Genomic DNA, 26,968 nt, shown 5'->3' on the forward strand with positions numbered 1-26,968 from the left:
GGCTTCGTCATTGCCCGTGACAGTGGCGTATAATCCCCACATGGACGCAACGGTCAACGAAGAGGAACCGCGGGTACGCTCGCGGCTTTCATGGCTCGGGCGTAAGAGTGATACTCCCGCCTTGCTTGAGCCTCTCATGCGCGCCATCGGCAATCGCAAGCTCGATAAGGCGCGCATTATTCGCGCCTTTGAAACCGCTGAGCGCGCTCACGATGGCCAGATGCGAAAGTCGGGAGAGCCCTACATCACCCACCCGGTGGCGGTTGCCACGATCCTGGCAGAGCTGGGGATGGATGAAGACACGCTCGTCGCGGCGCTGCTGCACGACACGGTGGAGGATACGAGCTACTCGCTCAAGCAGCTCACGCGGGACTTCGGCTCCACGGTGGCTCTGCTGGTTGACGGCGTCACGAAGCTCGACAAGGTCGAATACGGCGAGGCCGCCCAGGCCGAGACGGTACGGAAAATGGTCATCGCCATGGCGAAGGACATCCGGGTGCTCCTTATCAAGCTCGGAGATCGGCTTCATAACGCCCGTACCTGGAAGTACGTCAACCCGGCGTCGGCTCAGAAGAAGGCGCGCGAGACGCTGGAGATCTACGCGCCGCTCGCCCATCGCCTCGGCATGAACTCGATCAAGTGGGAGCTGGAGGATCGGTCGTTTAAGGAGCTCTACCCGGCGGTCTACGCCGAGATTGAGCGCATGGTTCAGGATCGCGCCCCGGAGCGCGAGCGCTACATCTCGCAAATGAAGGCCGAGCTGGAGCGGGAGCTGGGTAAGGCGAAGCTGCGCTGTACCATCTCGGGTCGCCCCAAGCACTACTACTCGATCTACCAGAAGATGATCCTGCGCGGACGCGACTTTGAGGACATCTACGATCTGATCGGGGTGCGCGTGCTCGTGGAGGAGATCCAGGACTGCTACACCGCTCTGGGCATTGCTAACTCGCTCTACGTCCCCGTCCAGGGGCGCATCAAGGACTACATTGCCTCCCCGAAGTTCAATCTCTACCAGTCGATTCACACCACGGTTATCGGTCCGGGCGGTAAAACGGTGGAGATCCAAATCCGCACGTATGAGATGCACAAGCGTGCCGAATTCGGCGTGGCCGCGCACTGGCGCTACAAGGAGAATCCGAACGCCTCGAAGGCCGACACGAGCGGGCAGGCGGATACCCAGCTCGAGTGGTTGCGTCAGCTCGTGGACTGGCAGCGCGAGACCGCGGACCCGAAGGAGTTCCTTGACTCTCTGCGCTACGAGATGTCGGGCAGCCAGGTCTATGTCTTTACCCCCATGGGTGAGGTCATGGAGTTGCCGACGGGATCGACCCCGGTGGATTTCGCCTACGCCGTCCACACCGAGGTAGGTCACCGCACGGTGGGTGCGAAGGTTAACGACAAGCTCGTCACGCTCGACCACCGGCTCGAATCGGGAGACACGGTCGAGATCATCACCTCCCGCTCCGAGGATTATGGGCCCTCGCAGGACTGGCAGGAGTTCGTGGCCACCCCGCGGGCACGCTCGAAGATCAAGTCGTGGTTTACCAAGTCGCGCCGCGAGGAGGCCATTGAGCAAGGCAAGGACAAGCTGGCTCGTGCCATCCGCCGCAAGAACGAGCCCGTTCAGCGCCTCATGTCACACGAGACCCTCAAGGCCGTGGCGCAGGATCTGTCCAAGTCGGACGTCACGGATCTGTATGCCAGCATCGGGGAGGGGACGATCTCGCCGGAAACCGTGGTGCGTCGCCTCATCTCCTCGCAGGGCGGAACCGCGGGCGTAGAGGAGACGATGGCGGAGGCCGTCACCCCCACCCGGATCCAGCACCAGCAGATCGGATCGGCGTCGTCGGCCGTCATCGTCTCCGACATCGAGAACACGGACGTGTTGGTCAAGCTCGCCAAGTGTTGCACGCCGGTGCCGCCGGACGAGATCGTCGGCTTTATCACCCGCGGTAGCGGCATCTCGGTTCACCGCAAGGATTGCACGAACATGCGCTCTCTGAAACGTGAGCCGGAGCGCTTCATCGATATCGCGTGGGCCGACGACGCGGATTCCAACGTCTTCCTCGTCCAGGTTCAGATTGAGGCGCTCGACCGCAAGGGTCTGCTGGCGGACGTCACGCGGGTACTGTCCGAGCACGACGTCAACATGCTCACCGGCTCGATGAACACCTCGAACGAGCGCGTGGCGCGGTTGAACTTCACCTTCGAGATGGCCGACCCGCGTCACCTGCGCCAGGTCCTGCACGAGCTTCGCAAGATTGAGGGCGTCCACGACGCCTACCGGCTTACAGGCTCAGCGAAGCAGGCTGTCCGAGATCACGAGGCAGCTGGGTAAGGATCTCGCGTACGCGGGCAATCCCGTGGAGTTGGAGCTGGTAGGCGCGCCGTTCGATCGCCTGAACGCACGTGCCAGCGCGCACCAGGAGGCACAGGAGCTCCACGCCCGCGTCCTCGTGGGAGATCATGAGGTCGATCGCCGTGCGTTCCAGGGTGGTCACGAGCTGGCCGCCGACGTCGGCGAGGTCGGTGCCCGGGATGGCGGCTGGCGCAACGGCGTCCACCCGGGTCTGTAGTTGGGGCGTGTGCCAGCCGGTGTGAACGAAGAGCGCCGACTCGCGGACAAATACTTTGCCCGGCTTACGCATGGCTAGCAGACGGGCCCGGGAGGTGGCTGTCTTGCACAGGTCGACCCCGACGTATCCGATCTCGCCGATGTCGATCATGAGGCCTGCGCCGGCCAGGGTTCGCGCCTCGTTGCGCTGGGCCAGCGTGGTGGGTTGGTAGATGTGGAGCGTCATGGGTCAAGTTCACCACGACGCCGACCCGGCACATACGGGCTACCCACAGCTGTGGACAAGAGCGCCGCTGGAGACCAGCGGCGCTCTTGTGGAAAGTGTCGGCGTTAGTCGCCTTGGACGGCGCTCAGCCAGGCTTTGCGGGCGGCGAGGGCGTCCTCGTACTCCTTGAGCTTCTTTTCGTCGCCGGTTTGGCGGGCTTGAGCTATCTGAGTTTCGAGCTCGTCGATGAGATGCTGGAGCTGCTCGGCCATGCCAGCCGATCGCTCGTCCTTTTCCGGGTCAGAGTTCTTCCACTGCTCGGATTCGGCATCGCGGATCTGGGCCTCGATGTCGCGCATGCGCCCCTCGGTGCGCTGGATGTCGGCTCGCGGCACGCGGCCGATGGCGTCCCAGCGTTCGCCGATCGCGCGGATCTGGGCCTTGGCGTAGTCGATGTCGGTGACGGGCAGGAGCTTTTCCGCCTGAGCCAGCAACTCGAGCTTGAGGTCACGGTTGGCGGCGAATTCTTCGTCGATCTCGGCGTTGTAGGCGTTGCGGGCTTCATAGAAGCGATTCTGGGCGGCGCTGAAGCGCTCCCACAGCGCGTCGTCTTCGCGCTTGTTCATCCGCCCCGCGCGCTTCCACTCGTTCATGAGGTCGCGGAACTGACCCGAGGTGGGCCCCCAGTCTGTTGAATCCGCGATGGCCTCGGCGCGGGCGATGAGGGCCTCCTTGCGAGCAACGATCTCCTTGCGCTCCGCGTCGCGCTGCGAGAAGAACTGGCGACGGTGGCGGTCGAAGGTGGTGCGAGCAGAAGAGAAGCGCTTCCAGAGCGCCTCCTCCGTGGGGCGGTCGATGCGCGGGGAGTGGCGCTGGGCGTACTTCCACTGGTCGAGCAGGTTAGTCAGTTCGGCGCGAGAGTTCTTCCAGTGCGTGTTCGCCGGATCCTGCGCTGCGACGGCCTCGGCGGCCTCGACGATCGCGGTGCGTTCGGCCACGGACGCCCGCTTTGCTTCCTCTCGTTCCGCCTTGACCTGGGCGCGCCGCTCGTCGGCGGCCCCCTGGAGGGCTTCCACGCGCCTGCGCAGCGCATCGATGTCGCCGACGACGGCGGGCTCGCGCAACTGCTCGGACAGGCCCTTGAGGGAGGCCGCGATCTCCTCGGGGGAGATGTTAGCCAGGCGAGCCTCGAGAAGGCTGACCTCGTTTTCAAGATCAAGGTAGCGCCGAACGTACAGGCCGAGGGCGTCCTTGTCGGATCCGCCGATGGTGTATTGACCGACGATGCGTTCGCCGTCGTTACCGGAGGAACGCAACCACACGTTGCCCTCGTCATCCACGCGCCCCCACTTGGCGGCCTCTGCGGCGGCGACGTCGTCTACCTCGGGAACCGGGGCTGCCACCTGCGGCTTGGGGCGAGGCGCCGGGATGGGCTTGTCCTCCGTTTGCGCCTCAGGAGTAGTGTTCGTGGTCTCGTTCGTGGAATCGGTCATGAGATTCTCCTCAGTAGACGGGGTTGGCGACGCCACACCGTTCGCGTATATCGTGCAATAGTCTACGCGGTTTGGCCTGTATTTTTCGCATTCTCGCATTCCTGGATGTACTCAAGCCTGCCTTGCGGGTAGCGTTAAGATATGTATTTCCTCCGAAACAGCGATACGTTCCTCCAGGCCAACACCTATATTCTTGCCGCGGATTCCACAGCGCTCGTGGTTGACCCCGGAGCCGGATCGCATGCCTGGGTTCCCGGTGCGCTCGACGCCCGCGGGCTGACCCTGGGCGCGGTGCTTCTCACCCATGGCCACCCGGATCACGTGTGGGACGTGGCCGCGATAGCGGGTTCGGCCCCGGTTTACATTCCCGGCCCTGACATGTACCGCATGGATGACCCGGCCGCCCACATGCCCGCCGATCCCTCCCGAGACCTCGCACTCTCGCGCATGGGTGCCCAGCCGTGGGCGAAGCCCGAGGGCCTGCGTGAGTTGCCGGCCGAGGCATTCTCCGCCCCCGTCGAGCTCGTCGCCGGTATCGCGATCCGTGCATTGCCCGCGCCAGGCCACACCGAGGGTTCGACCGTGTTCCTGCTCCAGGGCGACCCGACGCCAGATCGCGAAGGCGCCATGATGTCCACCGGACAGGTCGAGCCGATCATGCTCGCTGGCGACGTGTTGTTCAACGGCGGAGTGGGACGCACGGATCTGCCCGGTGGGGATGAACAGAAGATGGCCGCGAGCCTGCGCCTACTCGTCCAGGTGATCAAACCCGAGACGGCGGTCTTCCCCGGACACGGCCCGTCCACCACCATGTTCCGTGAGGTGCGCACCAACCCCTTCCTTCACGCCGCTATGAGCTGATGGGAGCCCGTGAGGAATTGCGCCGTGGCAGATTCCTTGTTCGAGGTGGAAAGATGAAACAATAGGCCCATGGCTAAAATTGCACCTCTATCTGGTTTCCCCGAATGGCTCCCCGCTGGCCGCATCGTCGAGCAACACGTGATCGACGCTTTGCGCACCACCTTCGAGCTACACGGGTTCTCCGGGATCGAGACGCGCGCCGTCGAGCCGGTCGAGCGCCTGCTGTCGAAGGGGGAGACCTCGAAGGAGATCTACCTGTTGCGCCGCCTTCAGGACGCGAGCGTGGACTCGGAGCTGGGGCTGCACTTTGACCTGACGGTCCCGCTGGCACGCTACGTGTTGGAAAACGCCGGGCACCTTGACTTTCCCTTCCGCCGCTACCAGATCCAAAAGGTCTGGCGTGGCGAACGCCCCCAGGATGGACGCTTCCGCGAGTTCCTGCAGGCGGACGTCGACGTCGTCGGACAGGACACCCTCGCATTCCACCACGAGATCGAGCTGCCGCTGGTCATGGTGGACGCGCTGTCGAAGCTGCCCATCCCGCGGGTACGGATTCTTGCCTCGAACCGAAAGGTCGCCCAGGGCTTCTATGCTGCGATCGGGCTGGATAACGTGGAGGAGACGCTACGCATCATCGACAAGCTCGATAAGGTCGGCCCGAAGGTGGTGGCGCAAATGCTCGGCGAGATGGGGGCCACGGAGGATCAGGCGCGTCTGGCCCTCGAGCTCGCGAGCATCCGCGGCGACGACGCCCGGGTAGCCGATCGCGTCCTCGCTCTCGGCTATCGTTCGGATCTGTTGGATGAGGGCCTCGGCGAGCTGGTCGATCTCCTCGAGGGCGCGAACGACCTCATCCCCGGCTCGGTGAGCGCGGATCTTAAGATCGCGCGCGGTCTGGACTATTACACGGGCTCGGTTTACGAATCGGTGCTCGAAGGACACGAGGACCTGGGCTCGGTGTGCTCCGGCGGTCGCTACGACTCGCTGGTGACGGACGGCAAGAAGAACTACCCGGGCGTTGGGCTTTCGATCGGTGTCTCGCGTATCCTCGCCCGCGTCATCGGGCGGGATCTGGTCCGGCCCACCCGCAAGGTGCCCACGGCCGTGCTCGTGGCGGTCAACGACGAGGGCGAGCGCCGCCATGCTGAGAAGACGGCCCAGCTCTTGCGCGGGCGCGGGATTGCGGCCGAGGTCTCGCCCAACTCGGCGAAGTTCGGCAAGCAGATCCGCTATGCCGACCGCCGCGGCATCCCCTTCGTGTGGTTCTCCACCGACGACGGCGAACAGGTCAAGGACATCCGCTCTGGAGAGCAGGTTGCCGCCGACGCCGCCTCGTGGGCGCCGCCCGCCGCGGACCTTGCCCCCGAACTTCGGGGGAGCGATGAGTGATTTTCCGCAGTTGCCCTCGCGGGTAGCGGCCGAGCTGCGTCCCTTCCGCGAGAGCCTTGCGGCGCTCGATTTCCCGTTGGAGATGGCGAGCTCGGGGGAGCGGATGCTGGTCTACGCGGACATGAACAACCAGCTCGACGACTACGTGATCCCGCGCTATGAAGCGCTTGACGCCCCGCTACTTGCCGTCTTCGGCGGCTCGACGGGTGCCGGAAAGTCGACCCTGATCAATTCGATGCTTGGCGAGGAGGTGGCCAGAGCCTCGGCGCTCCGTCCCACGACGCGCCGGCCGCTCCTGCTTCACCATCCCGACGATGCACGCTGGTTCACCGACCAGCGCATCTTTCCCCACCTGGCCCGCGTCGTGTCGCACGGTCCGGTCGATCCCGATGCGGTTGGCGAGGCCGGCGACGAGTTGGAGATCCGCGCAACGGAGCTTGTTCCGCGTGGGATGGCGCTCCTCGACTCTCCCGACATCGACTCGGTCGTGGTGGAGAATCGCCAGCTCGCGGCGCAATTCCTGGCCGCCGCGGACCTGTGGGTCTTCGTGACCACCGCGGCGCGCTACGCGGACGCGATCCCGTGGGCGATGCTCGACGAGGCGGCCGAGCGTAACGTCGTCGTCGGAATCGTCCTTAACCGGGTGCCCGCCGGCACAGGCGCACAGGTGCGCCCCGACCTGGACCGTATGCTTGGCGAACGCGGGCTTGACCATGCCCCGCTCTTCGTGCTCTCCGAGCAGGAACTGGAAGGCGGGATGATTGCCCGGGCGGACGTCGCCCCGATCCGCGGCTGGCTTGAGGGTTTGGCCTCCGACGCGCAGGTGCGCGCCTCGGTGGCGCGCCAGACGTTGACGGGCACGGTGGATAAGCTCTTGATCAGCGCCTCCGAGGTACTCGCCGGCTATGACGAGCAGCTCGCCGGGGCGGACTCGCTACGCTGGGACGTCAATGCCGCCTTCGACCGTGCCGAGGACGCTCTCAGACGCCACGCCTCCGACGGCTCGATGCTGCGTGGTGAGGTGCTTTCGCGCTGGCAGGACGTGGTGGGAACGGGTGAATGGGCCCGTAAACTCGAAAAGGGCGTCTCCTCGCTGCGCGATCGAATCACCGGTTTTTTCCGTGCGAGCGTGGACACCTCCACGGTGGAGGATGCGCTCGAGGATAACGTGCTCGCCCTGCTCCTGTCCGAGGCGGACGGAGCGAACGCCGAGATCGCACACGCGTGGCGGGCAGGTATCGGCGGCCCGCTCGCCCAGCGGGCTCAGGAGCGCCTCAGGAGCGACGACGACCGGCGGGCCGCCGCCGAGCGCCTCGTGCGCGAATGGCAGGCCGCCCTCATTGCCCTCATCCGAAACGAGGGTGAGTCCAAGAGGCTTGCGGCGCGGGCGCTGGCCTTCTCCATCAACGCGGTGGGCGTGGCCCTCATTATCGTCGTCTTCGCCTCCACCGGCGGGTTGATCGGCGGAGAGATTGCGGTGGCGGGCGGCACGGCCGTCGTTGCCCAGCGGGTGCTCGAGGCCGTCTTCGGTGACGAAGCGGTGCGCCGGATGGCGAAAGAGGCACGCGCGGACCTGGACGAGAGGGTGCGAGAGTTCCTCGGCACGGACCGAGCGGTGTGGCAGGGTGTCATCGATGAGCTTGGCCTGTCCCCCCAGATTCGCGACGACTACGCGCGTCAGCTGCGCGCCTTGACCGAGGCGAAGATCTGCGACGGGAGAAACCTATGAGCCTGACGGAGTCCATCGGAGACCTCCACGCCGCCGCCGAGATCGCGCAGGAGAAGATCCCGGGCGTCCTTGGCGAGGTACCTCAGCTCCTCGACCGCGCGGTTCGGCGTCGGACGATGAACACCGATGCCACGGTCATCGCGGTGGCGGGTCCGACGGGTGCTGGCAAATCGTCCCTGGTCAACGCGCTTGTGGGGCGGCCCGTGTCGCGGGCGAGCGCTATTCGCCCGACGACAGCGCACGCGCTTGCCGTCACCAACTTTCCCGCCGGGGAGATCCTCGACTGGCTCGCCATCACCGAGCGGCACGAAGCGCCGCTGACCGGGGCCGGCTCGGCAATCCTGATCGACCTTCCCGATGTCGATTCGACCAACTTCGACCACCGCCAGACGGCGCGGAGGCTGACCGAGCTGGTCGACGTCGTCGTGTGGGTGCTCGACCCCCAAAAGTACGCCGATGCGGTGGTCCACGAGGACTACCTGGCTGAGCTCTCGGAGCACGCAGCGACGACGATCGTGGTGCTCAACCAGGCCGACAAGTTGGACGAGGACACCCTCGCGGACGTCCTAGCCGACGCGCGCCGCCTTCTGCGGGCCGACGGCTTATCCACGCCCGTGCTTCCCGTCTCCGCCGCCACTGGGCTCGGCGTGGATGCGTTGCGAGCAAAGCTCGAGGATATCGTCGCGGAGCGGGTGGCCTCGGGCGAGAAGCTCGCGGCGGACATCCGCACCGAGTCGCGCAACATGTTAGGGCGGATCCACGCCGACGGCGGGCAGGCGGCCGCCACCGCGGTCGACGTCCCGTTCGAGCCGGTCGCCTCGGCGCTGGCGATCGCGGCGGGCGCGGGCGTGGTCGCCAGTGCCTCGGCCGATTCGTATGAGCGGCGGGCACGGCTCGCCACGGGCTGGCCAGTCACGCGTTGGCTGGCCCGGCGCGGGATCGATCCGCTCAAGCGCTTGCGTCTCGACGCCGGCGGTGTTTCCGGTGTTGCAGATTACGTCTCGCCGGCGCAGACGGCTGTGGCGCGCGGAAAGATCCGGGCGTATGTCGAGGAAGCGACCGCGCACATGCCCTCCCAGTGGGCGCGCCAGACCCGCAAAGAGGTCGACGAGCGCGCCGAGCGCCTCATCGGCGATCTGGACACATCCATTTCTAGCCTCGATGTGGAGGCGCGCCGTGTGCCAGCCTGGTGGGTGCTCTTCAATCTTCTGCAGTGGGTGGCGCTTGCCGCCGTCGTCGCGGGAGGCGTGTGGCTAGCCGCCCTCGCCTTCGCCGACACGCTCCGACTGCAGCTGGGCGAGCCACCGGCGTGGGGTATCTTTCCGCTGCCCACGCTTATGTTGGCGGGCGGCCTCCTGGCGGGTTGGATCCTCGCCGGAATTGGGCGGCTGCTGGCCGCGCGCGGTGCACGCCGAACCCGCCGCCGCGTCCTCGCGCGCGTCAACGCCGCTTTCGCGGACAAGGTCCGCGCCGAGCTGTCGGTCGTTCAGGAGGAGCGAGCCGCCTACGCCCGGCTCCAGGAATTGCTGACGGGGCTGACGAAGGCCCGTCCCTAGCGGAAGTGGCGCGGACGGCGCGGGGTGCGGTTATCGCGCCCACGGCGGGCGCCGCGTTTCGCGCCTGGGCCGGTGTCCTTAGAGATGTTGAGGTTGCGCCCGGAGACACGGGCCGTGGCGATGCGGCGCTGGGTGTCGTGGTCGATCTCGCGGTCGATCTGGACAAGCGAGAAGGTGGGGTAGATGTCGATCCGCCCGAGCTGCGAGCCGTTCAGACCACCCTCGTTTGTGAGCGCACCGACGATCGCGCCGGGGGAGACGCCATCGCGGCGTCCGACCTCGACCCGGTACATGGTCCCCTCGCCCGCGAAGGTCTTTGGCTTGGAATGACGGCGACCCTCGCGATCCTCGCGCCGGCCGTATCGCTCCTTGCGATCCTCGCGGCCCTCGAAGTGCGCGGTGAGCCGTTCGGGTTCGTCGTCGGCCTGTGGGCCCGGGTCGCGCACGCCGATCGCGAGTAGCGCGGCGATGAGGTCCTCGGGCGAGAGCGGGGTCTCCGCCTCCATCTGCTCGTCCCTAAACTCCGCGATGACCTCCCGGTAGACGGAGAGCCGGCCGACCTCGTAGCGCTCCTTGGCCTGGGCGATGAGCCGACGGGCGCGCAGCCCGGAGACCTCCGCCGGAGTGGGCAGTTCCACCTGCTCCATGTGGGCGCCCGTGATGTTCTCGATGCGACGTAGCCGGTTGCGTTCCTTGGGGGTGACGAAGGTCAGCGACGTGCCCTCCCGTCCAGCGCGTCCGGTGCGGCCGATGCGGTGGACATACGTGTCGACCTCCCGCGGAACGTCGAAGTTCACCACAAGGCCGATGCGCTCCACGTCCAGCCCGCGGGCGGCGACGTCGGTGGCCACGAGTACGTCGAGCGTGCCGTTGCGGAGCCGGTCGACGAGCTTTTCCCGGTCGCGCTGCTGAACGTCTCCGGAAAGCGTGGCGGCCTGGACGCCGCGGGTGGACAGCTCGATGGCGAGCTCCTCGGCGGTGGCACGGGTACGAACGAAGACGAGGGCGGCGTCGGCCGGCGTCGTGGCAAGCACGCGCGCGAGGGCGCCGATCTTGTGACGCGACGGCACAATCGCATACGTCTGGTGGATCGTGTCGATGGTGGAGGCCGGCGGAGCGACGGTGACCTCGACCGGATCGGTCATGTGGGTCTCGGCCACGCGGCGAATCTGGGCGGGCATAGTGGCAGAAAACAGCGCCGTGATGCGCTCCTCCGGCAGGCCGGAAGCGATCTTCTCCACGTCCTCTGCGAATCCCATGCGGAGCATCTCATCAGCTTCGTCGAGCACAAAGTAACGAACCGCCTCGAGTTTGAGAGCACCCTTGTCGATGAGATCCATGATGCGTCCCGGCGTGCCCACCACCACCTGCGCCCCGTCCTTGAGCGCGCCGATCTGCGGCACGTAGGATGAGCCGCCGTAGACGGCCACCACCCGCAAGCCCGTCGTGGTGGAGGCGAATTTGTCGATTGCGTCCGCGCCCTGCATCGCGAGCTCGCGCGTTGGGGCCAGTACGAGGGCCTGGACCCGAAGGAGGGCGGGGTCGACGTGGGTGAGCATCGGCAGGGCGAAGGCCGCCGTCTTTCCAGTGCCTGTCTGGGCCACGCCGACGACGTCGCGCCCCTGAAGGAGCGGAGGGATGGCCTCCTCCTGGATGGGGGTGGGCTCTTCGTAGCCCATGTTGGCGATGGCGGACAGGATAGTGGCGGGCAGGTTGAGCCCAGAAAATGAAGTCATGGATCCCTTGGGAGTGTGAAAACCGCAAGGCGCGAAGGGCGCGGCGGCTGGGCGCGTTCGCGCCGCCCCTTAGTCTAGTGCTCGGACGAGGCGGCTGACACCGCCTTCGGGGTGACATCAAGCACCCGGGAGGCCACCCACAGGCTCACCCCCAGGAGCGCTGTCATCGTCCCGATCACCCATACGAAGGCCGCATGACCCTGTGGGAGGGCGAGAGCGTAGATGATGCCGCACCAGGCAACGAAGAGCGCCGAGCCCAGTGTGTCGGCGATTGTGAGCGCAGACGAGATGCGACCGTGGCGTTCGGGCGGGGTGAGCGCGAGCGCGTGGACGGTCAGTGCGGGGTAGACCAGCCCGATTCCTAAGCCTGCCACGAGCCAGCCGATGAGGGCCGTGACACCGGGCACCGCGGAGGAGGCGGCGGTGATGGTCGCCGCGGTCCCAATCGCCTGAATGAGGGTGCCGACGACGGGCGCGGCCGCGCGGTAGCGCTCATTCCTCACCCGCCCGCTCGCCCAGGAGCCGATCGCCCAGGTGACCGAACCGAAGGTCATAATCATGCCCGCCTGCGTCGCGGACCAGCCGTGGACCTCCTTCAGCATGAGCGGAAGGAAGACCTCCACGGCGATGTAGGTGCCGTTGATCGCCAGCCGGAGCAAGACGGTGGCGGGCAGTCCGCGCCGGGCGCGGAAGGTCGCCCGGGGCAGGAGCGGGCGGGCAAGGACGAGGACAAGCACGGACAGGCCAATGACAAGGGCGATGGCCGTGGTGTCGAACTCCTTGGCATTGAGGCCGGAGAGCAACTGAATACCAAGAATGACAATGCCGGCCGTGGCGGAAAAGGCGACGGTACGCTTATATCCCGTGATCGGAGTGCGCTGATGCAGGTCCGGAAAGCGGGCGAACTGCTTGATGATGAGCGGCGCGGTGGGGAGAAGGATGAGGGGCACGATGGCAAACACGAGACGCCAGTTGAGGCGCTCAACGAAGAAGCCGGCCACCAGCGGGCCGATGAGCGAGGGCAGCACCCACGCGGCGGCGAAGGCGCTGAAGATGCGCGGCTGGCGGGCGGGCTCGACGTAGTTGCCCACAAACACGTAGAGCGGAACGACAATGAGACCGCCGCCCAGGCCCTGGATCGCGCGCCCAAGAACGATGACCTCCACCGACGGGGCCGCCGCCGCCACGACGAGCCCGGCCACAAAGAGCCCAAGGCCCGTGTACAGGGAGACCTTGGGACCCTTCGCGTCGCACCACGGACCGGCGAAGGCGGTGGTGATGAGCTGGGTGGCGAGGGTCACGCCCGATGCGAGAGCGTAGAGGTTGCGACCGTCGAGGATATCGACGACGTAGGGCATCGCGGTCGCCACCGCGAGAGCTTCGAAGGCGACGAGGCTGATGAGACTCACCGCGAGGATGGCAAGCCACTGCTCGAGACTCCGGCTGATGCGCTGCTTCTTTCGTTCTCTCACACCAGAATGCTAGGTGTTGATGTTGGAAACGGCACGCCCGACCAGATGTGACATTTGCCAGCCGGCGCGTAGAGTGTTTCACATGTTCCCCGCCCGTCTCGTGGGAGAACATCGCCCGCCCGTCTCGCGGGTGAGACCACAACTGAAAGAGGTATACGTGATTCGTACCCGGATGGCAGGATCCCTGCGAAAAGAAGATATCGGCGCCGTCGTGACGCTGGCGGGCTGGATCGATCGGCGTCGTGACCACGGAGGGATCGCCTTCCTGGATCTCCGTGACGCCTCTGGCATCGCCCAAGTCACCGTCCGCGAGGAGGTCGCACACGAGTTGCGCTCCGAGTTCGTCGTCAAGGTGACCGGCACCGTGATGGAGCGCCCCGAGGGCAACGCGAACGCGAGCCTCGCCACGGGCGACATCGAGGTGGAGGCTAGCGAGGTCGAGATCCTCAACCCCTCTGCACCGCTCCCGTTCCAGGTCTCGGATCACGCTGAGGATGCCGGCTCGGTCAACGAGGAGACCCGCCTGAAGTTCCGCTACCTTGACCTGCGCCGTTCGTATGAGCAGAGGGCCATCCGGCTGCGCGCGAAGGTTTCTCAGGCGGCCCGCCGCGTGCTCGACGGCCATGACTTCGTCGAGGTTGAGACGCCGACACTGACGCGTTCGACCCCGGAGGGGGCACGCGACTTCATCGTCCCTGCCCGCCTCTCGCCCGGCTCGTGGTACGCCCTGCCACAGTCGCCCCAGCTGTTTAAGCAGCTGCTCATGGTTGCCGGCATGGAGCGCTACTACCAGATTGCGCGTTGCTACCGCGATGAAGACTTCCGAGCCGACCGCCAGCCCGAGTTCACCCAGCTCGACGTCGAGATGTCCTTCGTGGATCAGGACGACGTCATCTCGGTGGCCGAGGATGTGCTCAAGGAGATCTGGGCGCTCATCGGCTACGAGCTGGCCACTCCCATCCCGCGCATGGCGTACAAGGAAGCGATGGAACGCTTCGGTTCCGACAAGCCCGACCTGCGCTTTGGCCAGGAGCTTATCGACCTCACCGAGTTCTTCAAGGACACCCCATTCCGGGTGTTCCAAAACGAGTACGTGGGCGCGGTCGTCATGCCCGGCGGCGCCTCCCAGCCGCGGCGCACCTTCGACAAGTGGCAGGAGTGGGCCAAGGCGCGCGGTGCGCGCGGCCTGGCCTACGTGACCATCGCGGAGGACGGGACCTTGGGCGGCCCGGTGTCGAAGAACATCTCCGACGCCGAGCGCGAGTCACTGGCGCAGGTCACCGGCGCCAAGCCGGGCGACTGCATCTTCTTCGCCGCCGGCAAGCCGGCTGCCTCGCGTGACCTGCTCGGGGCTGCGCGCCTCGAAATCGGCAAGCGCTGCGGCCTTATCGATGAAAACGCCTGGGCCTTCGTGTGGGTGGTCGACGCGCCGCTGTTCAAGCCCACCGCCGACGCCGAGGCTGAAGGCGACGTTGCCGTGGGAGCCGGAAAGTGGACGGCCGTCCACCACGCCTTCACCTCTCCCAAGCCCGAGTGGCTCGATTCCTTCGACCAGGATCCGGGCAATGCCTTGGCCTACGCCTACGACATCGTCTGCAACGGCAACGAGATTGGCGGCGGTTCCATCCGTATCCACCGCGCCGACGTCCAGGAACGCGTCTTCCAGGTGATGGGCATCGATGAGGAGACGGCGAACAAGCAGTTCGGATTCCTGCTGGAGGCCTTCAAGTATGGAGCACCGCCGCACGGCGGCATTGCCTTCGGCTGGGACCGTATCGTCTCGCTGCTGGTGGGTGCGAAGTCGATCCGCGACGTCATCGCCTTCCCGAAGATCGGTAATGGCTGGGATCCGCTCACCGACGCCCCGGCGCCGATCACAGCGCTTCAGCGCAAGGAGGCGGGCGTGGACGCCAAGCCCAAGGGGGCCAAGAAGGACGCCGCTGAGGCTGAGCCGGCCGAGAAGGCCGACGCCGAGTAGATGCTCGGGCCGTCATCGGCGTTCTGGCGCTTGAACGCATGGGATGGGAACGTCCTCGAGCGCGAGGAACGCCCCGGCCTTGGCCTGCTGCTCCTTGCCGGTGATGCCGGCCCGACGCTCATCGTCTACGGTGAGCCCGGGTCGGCGATACCGGCTTTGGTCGAGCTCGCCGGGCGCGGGGTCGCGCCCGCCCACACGTTGATCAACCGCGAGGTTTACGGCGCCCTCGACGAACCCCTGCGCGAGCACTTCGGCCCGAGCTGGGGACACGCCTGGGACTTCTTCTGGGCTGATCAGCCGCTCGCCCCGGTCGAGCACTGTGAGCGCGTCGAGTTCTGCGCCGCGGCGAGTGAGGAGATGGCCGAGGTACGCGGGGAGATCCGCGCCGCGCTACTCGCCTCCAACCCAATCTCTGACGCTGTGGGGGAGCTGGACCGGCTGGACTGGTTCTACCTGCGCGCCCCCGACGGCAACATCGCCACCGTCATGGGGGCAGAGAGAACCGGGGGCGCGGTAGGCTTCCATGGCCTGGGTACCGTTCCCGACTATCGTGGCAACGGGTACGGGGGAGCGATGATGGTTGGCGCCGTGAACGCTGCCCTCGAGCGTGCCCAGTTTATCCGCTTTGGCGTGTGGGCCTGGAATGAGGGCGCGATGCGCCTTTACACTCGGCTTGGCATCACCCGCGACGGCGCGATTATTTCCGGCCGCGTCGAACCCTTCGAGGAGCTGAGAGGCACGTGAGATCGCGCGCGTTTGGGTTGCTCCCCGGTATCGCCCTTGCACTTGCCGGCTGCTCGGCGGGCGGCGCGCAGGTCGAATGGTCTATCCCGGTTGGCGGAATGTACGGAGTGCATTTCGCCGACCTGGGCGACGTCATTATCGTGCCCCGCGGGCAGGCCATCGAGGGCTATGACACTGCGGGAAAGAAGCTGTGGAGCGTCACCCTTGCCGACGAGGCACAATCCTGCGTGGCAGCGGGTTCGGGCGCGATGTGCGTGGCGGGAACCCAGATCTTCGTCGACCGCGACGGGCAGACCGTAGCCCGCTCCGACCTCGCCTTCGTCGGCCAGGCCGGGGACAGGGCCTACTATGCGCGCGGGGAGGAAGACGGCGTCGTCCTCATCGAGGAGAAGGCCGATACCCCGCTCGATCAGCTCGGCGCGAGCGCGCAGGTGCTCGCCCGCTACGAGGGGCGCACCGCCTACCTGCCGGACGGCACGAAGGTCGAGCGCGCAGGTACCACCTACCCCGAGCCGCTCCAGCGCCTCCTCGACGAGGGCGTGTTGACCGTCGATTCCCCATGGCTCAACCCCGCTGGGATCGCCTCGGTGGCCCAACCTCTCGCCGATGGTTTCGTCGTCGTGGAGGCCGGGCAGGCGGGGGCCCGCAGCGAGCCGAGCACGCTTACCCTGTTCGACCTGGCCGGAAATGAGACCGCGCGCTTCCAGGTCACCCCGGTGCTCTACATGAACGTCAGCCCAAGCTGGACGCGGGCCACGCTGGAGAAGATTGCCCAGGATGCACAAGCGCTCGAGGAAAGCAGAGCCTTTGTCTTCGACGACGCCCGAGTAGTCGGCTTCGAGCAGGTTCTCACCGATTCCGTGGCCCCCGGATACGCCAACGTGGAGGCGCTCAGAATCGAGGGGAAGACGCTCAGCTTCGACGCGATCCAACCCGAGACGCTACGCCTCGCCGCACTCGACTACCCGTACGTCTCGGTGGCCGGAACCGGTTCTCAGACCGTTGTGGCCACGTTCGACCTCACAACCGCGAAGCGCGTGGCCGAGGCCAGCTGCTGGCTGAGCGAGGCCACCTACTGTGCGACGCCGACGGCACTGGAAAAAGTGAACCTCAGTGGACGATCTTGAACTTTTCGTAGACCTTCTTCAGCGGGCGGGGCGCCCACCAGTTCCACTTTCCCAATAGCGTCATCGTGGCTGGCACGAGCAGCATGCGCACGAGTGAAGCGTCGATGATGACGATCATGGCCAGCGCCACGCCCACCTGCTTGATTGCCAACATGTCGCCGAAGATGAAGCCCACGAACACCGCCACGATGATGGCTGCCGCCGAGGTGATGATGCGCCCTGAGCGCTGCAGGCCCATCTCGACCGCGGTGTCGTTATCATGGCCCGCGTCCCAGTATTCCTTGATGCGCGCGATGAGGAAGACCTCGTAATCCATCGCCAGCCCGAGTCCGAAGGCGACCGAGGCGGCGACGACGAAGGTCTCCAAGCCCACCGACTGCGGAAGGCCGAGCAGGCCGTGTTCGAAGACGAATACGGTTGCGCCCATGCCGGCGATGAGCGACAAAGAGTTGACAATGAGCGCCTTGATCGGTGCGATCACCGAGCCGGTCATGAGGAAGAGCAAAACGAGCACAGCGATCGCCACCATCGCCACGGCGATCGGTGCTCCGTCCTTGATCGAGTTCGTGAAGTCCAGCTGCAGTGCGGCCGCCCCGCCGACGTAGGTGTCGTAGCCGGCGTCGTAGGAGCGCAGATCCTTGACCGCGGCGGTGACCTCCGGGCCGACCTGGTCGGCGGCGTCGATGTGGAGCTTGATGAGGGTTTCGCCGTCGCCGATCTCCTCGGCGGGTAGGACCCAGTCCACCCCGTCGAGCTGCTCGATGTGGCTGACGAGGTCGGCGGTGTCGGTGGGATTCGTGTCCGCAATGACGGTGACCGACGGCGTGGCGAGGATCTGATAGTCCTGCATGCCCTCATAGGCGCGCGCCGCGCTGGTGTGGTCAGGGATGTACTCCATGAAGTTCGAGCGCATCGTCAGGTCGCGGATGGGCATCGCCATGAGGATGAGCGCCGCGGTGATGGTGATGAGGATCGGCCAGGGGCGGCGGTGAACCCAGCCGGCCAGGCGCGAGAATGCGCCCTCGTCGGAGGCCGTGTCCCCAACCTTCTTCACGATCGTACGGAAAACGGGCACGCGTGTGAGCCAGGACGGGCGGACGAGCCGGCCTCCGAGGAGCGTGATCATGGCCGGGACCATGAGGACCGCGGTGGAGACCGCGAGGACCGTGACGATGATGCCGCCGATGGCGATCATCTTCAGCATCGGCGCCTCCATGAAGGCCAGGCCGGAGATGGCGAAGGCGATGGTCAAGGCTGAGAAGGAGACCGTGCGGCCCGCGGTGGCCACGGTGGCGGCCACCGCGTTGGCGACGATGTCCGACACGTCCTGCGGTAACGCATTCGGATCCAGCCCGCGCCTGTCCAGCTGCTCGGCCACCTCCTCGCGGTAGCGCGAGACGATGAGCAAACCGTAGTCGATGGAAAGGGCCATGCCGATGACGGAGATGATATTGAGCACGAAGGAATCGACGTTCGTCACGTGGGTCAGGCCCCACAGCGCGCCCATGCCGATCGCGATGGAAGTCAGCGCCCCGATGAGCGGCATGCCTGCGGCGAGCAGGCTGCCGAAGACGATGACGAGGAGGAATAGGGCGATCGGCAGGCCTACGGCCTCGCCGGTGATGAGATCGGATTTGACCACGTCCATAATCGCGTTTTCAAACACGACGCTGGAGCTGACGTCGGCATGCGCATCGGGGTTGACCGCTTGGATCGCCTTTTCGAAGGTGGCGGTGGCGGCCAGGACATCGTCGGTGGGAGATGCGCCCGCCTCTGCCTCGACGCTGACGATGAAGCCGTCATCCTTGCGCAGATTGTTGGCGGGATTGGTCTGCTTGGCCGCCTCTTGCGCGGCGGCGCTGCGGGCTTCTTCCTCGATGTTGGCCGTGGCGGCTTGCCGGGCCTGGTCCTCAACCTGGGCGGTGGCCTGCTGGCGCGCCTGGGCGGCCACCTCGTCGGTGGGCGCACCCGGGTACTGGGCGGAGAATTGAGCCACGGCGGCGGCGACGGCCTGCTGGATCTGCGGCTCGGCCTGGGCGACGGCCTGGCTAACGGCGCCCTCGATCGTGTCGCGGTTCTGCTCGAGGGCCTGGGCGACGGCGTCGTCGGTGGCTTGCTGGACGCCTTCGCTGAACTGCTTGTCCACCGCGAGGGGGTCGACCACCTTCGTGACCCCGGGGATGGCATTGAGCTGGTCGCGCAAGTCGGTGACCTGGGATGAGACCTCGGCGTCGCTCACTGCCTGGACGACGATGACGGCGGAGTCCGGGGCGGTGTCCGCGTTCGTCTTATGGATGACGACGTCCGACTCGGTGCCCGGCACCATCGATTCCGAGGACTGCATGCGCTCGAAGAGGTTGCCCTGGCCGAACCCCCACAGTGCCGAGGTGGCACCGAGGGCGAGGAGAAGAACCCACGCGAGGACGAAGAACCTTGGTCTGCGCGCGATGGCATGGCCGATCCGATCAAACATGACGTCACCTTTCCTATATCTCCATTATGCCAATCTTGGCCGCTAGGGGGCACCCGAGTTTGCAAGGCTCCCTCGGCTGCGGCTCAGTGTCGTAGCCGAGGGATATGCTGGGGGCATGGATCTCTTTGACGCCCAATCGATGAGCGAGGACGGCACGCCCGCGGATACGTTGGCGCCCCTCGCGGTTCGCATGCGCCCGCGCAACATCGATGAGGTCGTGGGCCAGAGCCACCTGCTCGGGCCGGGGCAGCCGCTGCGCCGCCTCATCGAGCCTCATCGCGGGGGAGCGCCCGCCTCGGTGTTCCTCTGGGGTCCGCCCGGGATTGGCAAGACCACCCTGGCCTACCTCGTGGCCCGTCAGGGCAACCGCCGCTTCGTGGAGATCTCCGCCGTCTCGGCGGGTGTCAAGGAGCTGCGGGCCGTCATCGCCGAGGCGCGCGACCACCTCGTCACCGACGGCACCGACACCGTCCTCTTCGTTGATGAGGTGCACCGGTTCTCTAAGACACAGCAGGATGCGCTGCTGCCGGCGGTGGAAAACGGTTGGGTGATCCTCATCGGCGCGACGACCGAGAACCCCTCCTTTTCCGTCATCTCGCCGCTGCTATCGCGTTCCCTCCTTCTGACCCTGCACCCGCTTTCTGACTCTGATATCGAAATCCTTGTGCGACGGGCGCTTGCCGACGATCGCGGCTATGGCGGCAAGGTGAAGGCCGACGACGAGGCGGTGGCAGAGATCGTCCGTCTCGCCGGCAACGACGGGCGCCGGTCGCTGACGATTCTCGAGGCCGCCGTCGTGGGCGACCACCTCACGCTTGCCGACGTCGAGGCGGCGGTGGACGTCTACGCCGTGCGTTACGATCGCGACGGCGACCAGCACTACGACGTCATCTCCGCCTTCATTAAGTCGATCCGGGGCTCTGACGTGGACGCCGCAATTCACTACCTGGCGCGGATGCTTGAGGCGGGGGAGGACCCGCGTTTCGTGGCCAGGCGACTCATGATCTCGGCGGCGGAGGATATCGGCATGGCCGACCCGTCGGCGCTGCAGACGGCCACGGCGGCCGCGCAATCGGTGGCGCTGGTGGGCATGCCGGAGGCCCGGATCATCCTCGCCGAGGCCGTGGTGCACCTGGCTACCGCGCCGAAGTCCAATCGAGCCTACCTGGCGATCAACAAGGCTATCTCCGATGTGCGGGCGGGCAAGATCGGAGCCGTGCCCGTCCACCTGCGCGACCAGTCGGTGAAGTCATCCCGGCTGGCAGCTGACTCGACGGGCCGCAATGTGCCCTACCAGTATCCGCATGACGACCCGGACGGCGTCGTCGCCCAGCAGTACCTGCCCGACGAGCTGGTGGGGACCACCTACTACGAGCCACTCAACCGCGGCTACGAGGCCAATATCACGTCTCGGTTGGAACGGATCAAGGCGATTTTGCGCGGACAGTAGTGCTACTATGTCACGGTTGCCTCATCGAGGCGACACTCCCGTGCGGAGTTCATCCTGGGACCTTAGCCGCTAGTTGTTGGTCCCGTGCATTGCACGCCATGAGTCGACAGGAGAGTTGTTATGGCTGGAAACCGTTCACGTAAGTCGGTGCGCGAATCGCGCGCCCTCGGCATTGCCCTGACCCCGAAGGCGGAGCGCCTTATGCAGCGCCGCCCCTACCGCCCCGGAGAGCACGGACGCGGCCGGGTGAAGGAATCCGACTACTCGATCCGTCTGAAGGAGAAGCAGCGCCTGCGCGCCCAGTACGGCATCCGCGAGGCTCAGCTTCGCAAGACCTGGGACGAGGCCCGCCGCATGGAGGGCATGGCCGGTGAGAACCTGGTCGAGCTCCTCGAGATGCGTCTCGACGCCCTCGTGCTTCGCTCCGGCTTCGCCCGCACGATCGCCCAGGCCCGCCAGGTCGTTGTCCACCGCCACGTCCTCGTTGACGGCAAGCTCGTGGATCGCCCGTCCTTCCGCGTCAAGCCCGGCCAGGTCATCCAGATCAAGCCGCGCTCGCAGGCCTCCCCGCAGTTCATGGTGGCGGCCCAGGGCCAGCACGCCGACGTTCTGCCCTCCGTGCCCGAGTACCTCAGCGTTGACCTGACCAAGCTCCGCGCCGAGCTGGTTCGCCGTCCGAAGCGTGCCGAAGTTCCGGTCACGTGTGACGTGCAGATGGTCGTCGAGCACTACTCGCGATAGAACCTCCGGACAACGCGCCGCGGCAAGCCGTGGCGCGTTGTCATTTCCGGTTAAGCTATCCCTATGGCAGACATTTCTCTTGGACAGATCGCCGGGCTACTGGCCGCCCTCGGCTTCCTCGTACTCGTCTATTTCTCGATCAGGCCGCTACGCAAGCTGTGTTACGTGCTCGACCGCCTGACCGAATCCCTGCGGGAGCTGACCGAGCACACGCTACCCGCTATCGACGAGGCGGCCCAGACAGTGGCCGGGGCGAACCTGCAGGTCCAGAAGCTTGACGCGATCACCGAGGCGGCCGCCCGCACGAGCGAGGACATCTCGGCCATGACCACCTTGGTTACCTCCACTGTTGGCGCGCCCTTCCTCGCCGCGCGCAAGGGTGTCGAGAAGGTGCGCGACGCCTTCGGCACCAAGAAGCCCTAAGTCATTTTTCTCGGCGCCTACGATGGTTGGGCGCTTTAAGATGGGAGTTCAATGCGTACCTCTGAGATTCGTCGCCGCTGGCTCGATTACTTCGCCAAGCACGACCACGAGATTGCCGAGTCTGTTCCGCTCGTGTCCCCGGATCCCTCTATCCTTTTCACGATTGCTGGCATGGTGCCCTTCATTCCGTACATCGTCGGCACGGAGGAGGCTCCGTTCCCGCGCGTGGCCTCGGTCCAAAAGTGCATCCGCACGAACGATATCGATAACGTGGGGCGCACCACCCGTCACGGCACGTTCTTCCAGATGTGCGGCAACTTCTCCTTCGGCGATTACTTTAAGGAAGGCGCGATCGACCTCGCATTCGGGTTGCTGACCACCTCGGTGGACGAGGGTGGCTACGGCCTGGAGAAGGATCGCTTGTGGGTGACGATCTGGGAAGAGGACGAGGTCTCCTATCGCCACCTGACGGAGGTGGTGGGCCTCGATCCGAAGCACGTGGTGAGGCTCCCGCGCGAGGAGATCTTCTGGTCCACGGGCCAGCCGGGTCCCGCCGGTGGCTGCGCCGAGATCCATTACGACCGCGGCCCCGACTTCGGGCCGGAGGCCGTGGGCGGAAACGTAGACCCGGGCGGGGATCGCTACCTGGAGATCTGGAATCTCGTCTTCGACGAGTTCATGCGTGGGGAGGGCACGGGTAACGATTACCCGCTACTTGGCAAGCTCGACAAGACCGCCATCGATACGGGCGCGGGCCTGGAGCGCATCGCCTACCTGCTTCAGGGCAAGAAGAACATGTACGAGATCGACGAGGTCTACCCCGTCATCGCCGCCACCGAAGAGCTGACGGGTAAGAAGTACGGCGCGGACGAAGAAGACGACGTGCGCATGCGCATCGTCGCCGACCACGTCCGTTCGGCGCTCATGCTCATCGGCGACGGCGTGCGCCCCGGCAACGACGGGCGCGGCTACGTGCTTCGCCGCCTCATCCGCCGCGCGGTCCGCTCGGTGCGATTGCTTGGCTACGAGGAGATGGCTCTTCCGACGCTGCTACCGGCGTCGATGAACGTGATGAAGGAGTCCTACCCAGAGTTGGAGACGGACTTCGGTCGGATATCCCGGATCGCCTACGGCGAGGAGGAGGCCTTCCGCCGCACGCTCGAGTCCGGCACCCAGATCTTCAACGACGCGGTGCGCCAGGCGAAGGCTGAGAAGAAGGAGCTGCCCGGCCAGACTGCCTTCACCCTCCACGACACCTACGGCTTCCCGATCGACCTCACGCTCGAAATGGCACACGAAGCCGGCGTTGAGGTCAACGAGGAGGGCTTCCGCACCCTCATGCAGGAGCAGAAGGACCGCGCCCGCGCCGATGCGTTGGCGAAGAAGACGGGCCACGTGGACGCCTCCGTGTATCACAAGATTGAGGAGCGCTCCGGGGGAGCGACGCGTTTCCTCGGCTACACCGACTACTCCGCCGACGGCAAGGTGGTCGCCATCTTGCGTGATGGCCAGCCCGTGCCGTTCGCGGAGGCGCCGGCGCAGGTCGACGTCGTGCTCGACCAGACCCCGTTCTGGGCCGAGCAGGGTGGCCAGCTTGCCGACCACGGAACGATTACGGTTGCGGGCGGCGGTCTTCTCGAGGTGGGCGACGTGCAGATGCCGATCAAGGGACTTTTCGTGCACCGCGCCACGCTGACCGAGGGTTCGGTCGCGCTTGACGACGCCGTCTACTCCCAGATCGACGCGGATCGGCGCGAGCAGATTGCCCGCGCTCACACCTCGACCCACATGGTTCACGAGGTGCTCCACGAGGTGCTCGGCCCGGAGGCCACCCAGGCGGGCTCGGAGAATGCGCCCTCGCGCATGCGTTTCGACTTCCGCCACGGCTCCCAGGTCTCGGCGGCCGACCTATCGGCGATCGAGGCCGAGGTCAACCGCAAGCTGCAGGAGAACCTGGCGGTCACCGATCAGATCATGGGCCTGGAGGAAGCCAAGGCGCTTGGAGCGATGGCCCTCTTCGGCGAGAAGTATGGCAAGGAGGTCCGCGTCGTCTCGATCGGCGGGGACTGGTCGCGCGAGCTGTGCGCCGGCACCCACGTGGGCGACACGGGCGAAATCGGCCTCGTGTCCATCCTGGGCGAGTCCTCTATCGGCTCGGGCGTGCGTCGCGTGGAGGCGCTCGTCGGCCGCGGAGCCTACGCCGAGGGTGCGAAGGAGCGCGCGCTCGTCTCCCAGCTTTCGACAATGACCCACGTGCGTCCCGAGGAGCTGCCCGAGCATATCGAGTCGCTCATTGCCAAGTTGCGCAAGGCCGAGAAGGATCTTGACACGCTTCGCACCGAGAAGCTGACGGCCAGCCTGTCCGAGCTCATCGAGCGACGCCGCCAGGCACATGGCATCACCGCCGTCATCCACGACTTCGGCACCGACGCCGACCCGAACCAGGTGCGTCAGCTGGCCGCCCAGATCCGCGAGCGGCTCGGCGCGGCGCCGGCCGTCGTCGCGCTGACCGCCGTGTCCAAGGGCCGACCCTCGGTCGTCATCGCCACGAACGAGGCAGCCCGCGAGCATGGCATCAAGGCCGGTAAGCTCGTCTCGGTCGCCGCGAAGATCCTCGGCGGAGGAGGCGGCGGCAAGGACGACATGGCGCAGGGCGGCGGCCAGGATCCAGCGAAGATCAAGGAAGCGCTCGAGGCCATCTTCGCTCAGATCGGCTAGGCCGTGAGGATAGGTATACGATTCGGGGTCGACGTCGGTGCCGCGCGCATCGGCGTCGCCCGGAGCGATTCGGCGGGGATCCTCGCCACGCCAGTGGCGACTCTGCGAAGCGGTAGGGGCGATGTCGACGCCGTGGCGAAGATGGTGCGTGAGGCTGACGCGCTCGAGGTGATCGTCGGACTGCCGCTCAACATGGATGGCAGCGAGGGCAAGTCGGCGAGAGTCGCCCGGGCGTGGGCGCGGCGGCTTGCGCGGCGAATCTCACCCGTCGCGGTACGGATGCAGGACGAACGACTCAGCACGGTTCAGGCTCATCGTCAGCTTCACGAGGCCGGACGTAGGGAAATAACCCATCGGCATGTGGTCGACCAAGCGGCAGCGGTTATCATTTTGGAAAGTGCGCTGGAACAGGAACGCGTGAGCGGTCGCGTGCCAGAGCTGGTGCTAACTGCGGAGGAATAACGTGTCACAGCTTTTCGATAAGCTCCCGGATAAACAGGCAAAGGCCAAGGGCGCAGGCGAACGCGCCACGCACAGACGTAAGCGGGGTCTGCGGACCGCGGTGGTGACGTTCGTGGCGGTCGCGCTCCTGGTCATGTCGGCTGTAGTGGCCCTTCCGCACGTCCAGTCTCTTCTTTCCCTCGATCGACCGACCGCGCAAGACTATGAGGGTGAGGGCAGTGGCGAGGTCATCGTGACGATCCCGGAGGGCTCGACGGGTCGTGATATCGCGGCGATCCTCCTGGCCGGCGACGTCGTGGCCTCCGAGCGTGCCTTCGTGGACGCCTTCCAAGCCGACCGGAGGGCCTCATCGATCCAAGCCGGATCATACAAGCTTAAGAGCAAGATGTCGGCGGTGGCCGCCCTCGCGGCCCTGCTCGACCCCGCCTCCCGCGCCGAGATGACGATCTCCATCCCGGAGGGTTTCACCGTCCAACAGGTCTCGGATCGGCTCGTCAACGTGATGGGCTACGATGCGGCCGAGGTTGAAAGCGCGTTGGCGGACACCGAGGCGCTCGGCTTGCCCGCCGAGGCGGATGGCTCCGTGGAGGGCTGGCTCTCGCCCGTGACGTACTCCTTCGCCCCGGACACCTCGGCGCGTCAGGCACTGGCCGCCATGGTTGCGAAGCGGGTCAGCGAGCTCCAGGCCTCCGGAATCGCGCGCGAGAATTGGGCCCGCACCATCATTGTCGCCTCGATCGTAGAGCGCGAGGTGAACTGGCCAGATTATTACGCGCAGGTGGCGCGGGTGATCGAGAACCGGCTAGCGGACAAGGGCGAGGTCAATGGACGTCTCCAGATGGACTCCACTGTCCTATTCGGCGTGGGCAAGTCCGGCGGCGTTCCCACCCGAGAGGACCTCGCGGACGATAACCCGTACAACTCCTATCTTCACCCAGGCCTGCCGCCCACCGCGATCTCGAATCCGAGCATCGAGGTCATCAAGGCCTCGGCGAACCCGCCCGCGGGCAACTGGCTCTACTTCGTCACCGTCAACCTCGACACCGGCGAGACGAAGTTCGCCACCACCCTTGACGAGCACAACGCCAACGTGGAAGAGCTTCGCAAGTGGGTGGCCGATCACCCGGATTCAGGCGCGTCAGAGAGCGCTCGTTGATCGGCGTCGTCGGACTTGATCCGGCACCGTTCCGCCTCGCCTGCGCCGAGGTGGTTGAGCTGGGCGCCGTGCGGCTCGATTTTCCGGGCACCGGGATGGCGTTCGCGGTCGACCCCAACCCGGCCTTACGGGAGGCCTGTGACGCCATTGACGGGCTCGCGAAGGGCGTGGGCGCGATCGATACACTCGTTTTTCAGCCGATGGGCAGCGAGCGGATGGCGGTTGGCTTCGCCGCCCTGCCCGGCGCGCTCGGTCGGACCTTGGACGCCCACCTCGGCGTGCACTCCGGCGGTGGCACGCGCCTGGCCGCCATTGTGGGCTCGGGGGCGACGGCGGCCTGCGCGGTCGCGGCTCTCGTCCAGCATCGTTACCGGGTCCTCGTCGCGGCCGAGGTGCCGGGTCTCGCGGTGAGCGCCGCGCACAGGATGAACGTCGACGTCGACCTCGTAGCGCCCGCTGCGCTGGCGGGGCAACGCCTCGATCTGCTTGTCCAGACGGTGCCCGGTCGAGTGCAAGCGGTGCCGAGTGCCGTGGTCGACGTCGCCGGTGCGTGGAGCGGGGCCGATGGCCGGGTGATCGCGGCGCGCGAGGTTAACGCGCGGCAACGTCAGGATCAGATCCGGGTGCTGACGGGCAAAAACGTCGGCGTCGAAGCGATACTCGAGATATAGGGACACGCG

At 66.2% G+C, this 26,968-nt stretch carries 20 protein-coding genes; 15 read left to right on the forward strand and 5 right to left on the reverse strand.

Going from position 1 to position 26,968, the window contains the following annotated elements:
* Positions 1–40 precede the first annotated feature (40 nt).
* Positions 41–2,338 carry a RelA/SpoT family protein gene (locus J2S45_RS05130; protein ID WP_270974502.1) on the forward strand — a complete coding sequence of 766 codons (2,298 nt, stop codon included), beginning with the start codon at positions 41–43 and terminating at the stop codon, positions 2,336–2,338.
* Here J2S45_RS05130 and J2S45_RS05135 read toward each other — a convergent pair.
* On the reverse strand, positions 2,289–2,801 hold the full coding sequence (locus J2S45_RS05135) for a hypothetical protein (RefSeq protein ID WP_300047107.1): 513 nt from the start codon (positions 2,799–2,801) through the stop codon (positions 2,289–2,291). The genes J2S45_RS05130 and J2S45_RS05135 overlap by 50 nt on opposite strands.
* 104 nt (positions 2,802–2,905) lie before the next feature.
* Complete coding sequence (locus J2S45_RS05140) at positions 2,906–4,273, reverse strand: DUF349 domain-containing protein (RefSeq protein WP_307634741.1); 1,368 nt, start codon at positions 4,271–4,273, stop codon at positions 2,906–2,908.
* 141 nt (positions 4,274–4,414) lie between these two features.
* Between J2S45_RS05140 and J2S45_RS05145 the strand changes: the two genes are divergently transcribed.
* From J2S45_RS05145 to J2S45_RS11060, 4 genes are all read left to right on the forward strand, one after another.
* Complete coding sequence (locus J2S45_RS05145; protein ID WP_270974506.1) at positions 4,415–5,134, forward strand: MBL fold metallo-hydrolase; 720 nt, start codon at positions 4,415–4,417, stop codon at positions 5,132–5,134.
* 69 nt (positions 5,135–5,203) lie between these two features.
* On the forward strand, positions 5,204–6,523 hold the full coding sequence (hisS, locus tag J2S45_RS05150) for a histidine--tRNA ligase (protein WP_307634742.1): 1,320 nt from the start codon (positions 5,204–5,206) through the stop codon (positions 6,521–6,523).
* Complete coding sequence (locus J2S45_RS05155) at positions 6,516–8,252, forward strand: dynamin family protein (RefSeq protein ID WP_307634743.1); 1,737 nt, start codon at positions 6,516–6,518, stop codon at positions 8,250–8,252. Before hisS ends, J2S45_RS05155 begins: the two co-directional genes overlap by 8 nt.
* Positions 8,249–9,808: a GTPase gene (locus tag J2S45_RS11060; RefSeq protein ID WP_322790543.1), complete on the forward strand. Its 1,560-nt coding sequence runs from the start codon at positions 8,249–8,251 to the stop codon at positions 9,806–9,808. The genes J2S45_RS05155 and J2S45_RS11060 overlap by 4 nt, the downstream gene beginning before the upstream one ends.
* On the opposite strand, the gene J2S45_RS05165 is transcribed toward J2S45_RS11060, so the two are convergent.
* Both J2S45_RS05165 and J2S45_RS05170 read right to left on the reverse strand, forming a co-directional pair.
* Positions 9,805–11,544 (reverse strand): DEAD/DEAH box helicase, encoded by a 1,740-nt coding sequence (locus J2S45_RS05165; protein WP_307634744.1) that lies wholly within the window; start codon positions 11,542–11,544, stop codon positions 9,805–9,807. The genes J2S45_RS11060 and J2S45_RS05165 overlap by 4 nt on opposite strands.
* A 74-nt stretch (positions 11,545–11,618) precedes the next feature.
* Positions 11,619–13,016, reverse strand: a complete 1,398-nt coding sequence (locus tag J2S45_RS05170) for an MFS transporter (protein WP_307634745.1) — start codon at positions 13,014–13,016, stop codon at positions 11,619–11,621.
* Positions 13,017–13,173: 157 nt separating this feature from the next.
* Here J2S45_RS05170 and aspS point away from each other — a divergent pair, with 157 nt between their 5' ends.
* Genes aspS through J2S45_RS05185 form a run of 3 tightly spaced genes read left to right on the forward strand, consistent with a single transcriptional unit; the run spans position 13,174 to position 16,865 of the window.
* The gene (gene aspS / locus J2S45_RS05175) at positions 13,174–14,994 is read left to right on the forward strand and encodes an aspartate--tRNA ligase (RefSeq protein ID WP_296929612.1); all 1,821 of its coding nucleotides are present in this window, start codon (positions 13,174–13,176) and stop codon (positions 14,992–14,994) included.
* A 30-nt stretch (positions 14,995–15,024) separates the two neighbouring features.
* Positions 15,025–15,738 carry a GNAT family N-acetyltransferase gene (locus J2S45_RS05180; RefSeq protein WP_307634746.1) on the forward strand — a complete coding sequence of 238 codons (714 nt, stop codon included), beginning with the start codon at positions 15,025–15,027 and terminating at the stop codon, positions 15,736–15,738.
* Positions 15,735–16,865, forward strand: a complete 1,131-nt coding sequence (locus J2S45_RS05185; protein ID WP_307634747.1) for a hypothetical protein — start codon at positions 15,735–15,737, stop codon at positions 16,863–16,865. Before J2S45_RS05180 ends, J2S45_RS05185 begins: the two co-directional genes overlap by 4 nt.
* Here J2S45_RS05185 and J2S45_RS05190 read toward each other — a convergent pair.
* Positions 16,849–19,338 (reverse strand): MMPL family transporter, encoded by a 2,490-nt coding sequence (locus tag J2S45_RS05190; protein ID WP_307634748.1) that lies wholly within the window; start codon positions 19,336–19,338, stop codon positions 16,849–16,851. The two genes, J2S45_RS05185 and J2S45_RS05190, sit on opposite strands and share 17 nt — an antisense overlap.
* Before the next feature lie 115 nt (positions 19,339–19,453).
* Here J2S45_RS05190 and J2S45_RS05195 point away from each other — a divergent pair, with 115 nt between their 5' ends.
* From J2S45_RS05195 to J2S45_RS05225, 7 genes are all read left to right on the forward strand, one after another.
* The gene (locus tag J2S45_RS05195; protein ID WP_270974518.1) at positions 19,454–20,788 is read left to right on the forward strand and encodes a replication-associated recombination protein A; all 1,335 of its coding nucleotides are present in this window, start codon (positions 19,454–19,456) and stop codon (positions 20,786–20,788) included.
* 120 nt (positions 20,789–20,908) lie between these two features.
* Entirely contained in the window at positions 20,909–21,529 is a 621-nt protein-coding gene (rpsD, locus tag J2S45_RS05200; protein WP_270974519.1) for a 30S ribosomal protein S4, read from the forward strand.
* 63 nt (positions 21,530–21,592) lie between these two features.
* On the forward strand, positions 21,593–21,952 hold the full coding sequence (locus tag J2S45_RS05205; protein WP_307634749.1) for a DUF948 domain-containing protein: 360 nt from the start codon (positions 21,593–21,595) through the stop codon (positions 21,950–21,952).
* A gap of 51 nt (positions 21,953–22,003) precedes the next feature.
* Positions 22,004–24,670, forward strand: coding sequence for an alanine--tRNA ligase (gene alaS / locus J2S45_RS05210; protein WP_307634750.1), 2,667 nt, complete (start codon positions 22,004–22,006; stop codon positions 24,668–24,670).
* Between the two features lie 3 nt (positions 24,671–24,673).
* Positions 24,674–25,132, forward strand: coding sequence for a Holliday junction resolvase RuvX (gene ruvX, locus J2S45_RS05215; RefSeq protein WP_270974522.1), 459 nt, complete (start codon positions 24,674–24,676; stop codon positions 25,130–25,132).
* A 1-nt stretch (position 25,133) separates the two neighbouring features.
* Positions 25,134–26,288: an endolytic transglycosylase MltG gene (mltG, locus tag J2S45_RS05220; RefSeq protein WP_270974523.1), complete on the forward strand. Its 1,155-nt coding sequence runs from the start codon at positions 25,134–25,136 to the stop codon at positions 26,286–26,288.
* Positions 26,240–26,959 (forward strand): hypothetical protein, encoded by a 720-nt coding sequence (locus J2S45_RS05225; RefSeq protein WP_307634751.1) that lies wholly within the window; start codon positions 26,240–26,242, stop codon positions 26,957–26,959. The genes mltG and J2S45_RS05225 overlap by 49 nt, the downstream gene beginning before the upstream one ends.
* Positions 26,960–26,968 lie beyond the last annotated feature (9 nt).

The sequence above is a fragment of the Trueperella abortisuis genome, from assembly GCF_030811095.1.
GTDB classification, from domain to species: Bacteria; Actinomycetota; Actinomycetes; order Actinomycetales; family Actinomycetaceae; genus Trueperella; species Trueperella abortisuis.

Bases quoted from the DNA above. Each gene is read 5' to 3' on its own strand.
- J2S45_RS05140 (WP_307634741.1), bottom strand. From the start codon at position 4,273: ATGACCGATTCCACGAACGAGACCACGAACACTACTCCTGAGGCGCAA.
- J2S45_RS05195 (WP_270974518.1), top strand. From the start codon at position 19,454: ATGGATCTCTTTGACGCCCAATCGATGAGCGAGGACGGCACGCCCGCG.
- J2S45_RS05130 (WP_270974502.1), top strand. From the start codon at position 41: ATGGACGCAACGGTCAACGAAGAGGAACCGCGGGTACGCTCGCGGCTT.
- rpsD (WP_270974519.1), top strand. From the start codon at position 20,909: ATGGCTGGAAACCGTTCACGTAAGTCGGTGCGCGAATCGCGCGCCCTC.
- J2S45_RS11060 (WP_322790543.1), top strand. From the start codon at position 8,249: ATGAGCCTGACGGAGTCCATCGGAGACCTCCACGCCGCCGCCGAGATC.
- J2S45_RS05155 (WP_307634743.1), top strand. From the start codon at position 6,516: ATGAGTGATTTTCCGCAGTTGCCCTCGCGGGTAGCGGCCGAGCTGCGT.
- J2S45_RS05205 (WP_307634749.1), top strand. From the start codon at position 21,593: ATGGCAGACATTTCTCTTGGACAGATCGCCGGGCTACTGGCCGCCCTC.
- J2S45_RS05145 (WP_270974506.1), top strand. From the start codon at position 4,415: ATGTATTTCCTCCGAAACAGCGATACGTTCCTCCAGGCCAACACCTAT.
- hisS (WP_307634742.1), top strand. From the start codon at position 5,204: ATGGCTAAAATTGCACCTCTATCTGGTTTCCCCGAATGGCTCCCCGCT.
- J2S45_RS05190 (WP_307634748.1), bottom strand. From the start codon at position 19,338: ATGTTTGATCGGATCGGCCATGCCATCGCGCGCAGACCAAGGTTCTTC.
- alaS (WP_307634750.1), top strand. From the start codon at position 22,004: ATGCGTACCTCTGAGATTCGTCGCCGCTGGCTCGATTACTTCGCCAAG.
- J2S45_RS05135 (WP_300047107.1), bottom strand. From the start codon at position 2,801: ATGACGCTCCACATCTACCAACCCACCACGCTGGCCCAGCGCAACGAG.
- J2S45_RS05165 (WP_307634744.1), bottom strand. From the start codon at position 11,544: ATGACTTCATTTTCTGGGCTCAACCTGCCCGCCACTATCCTGTCCGCC.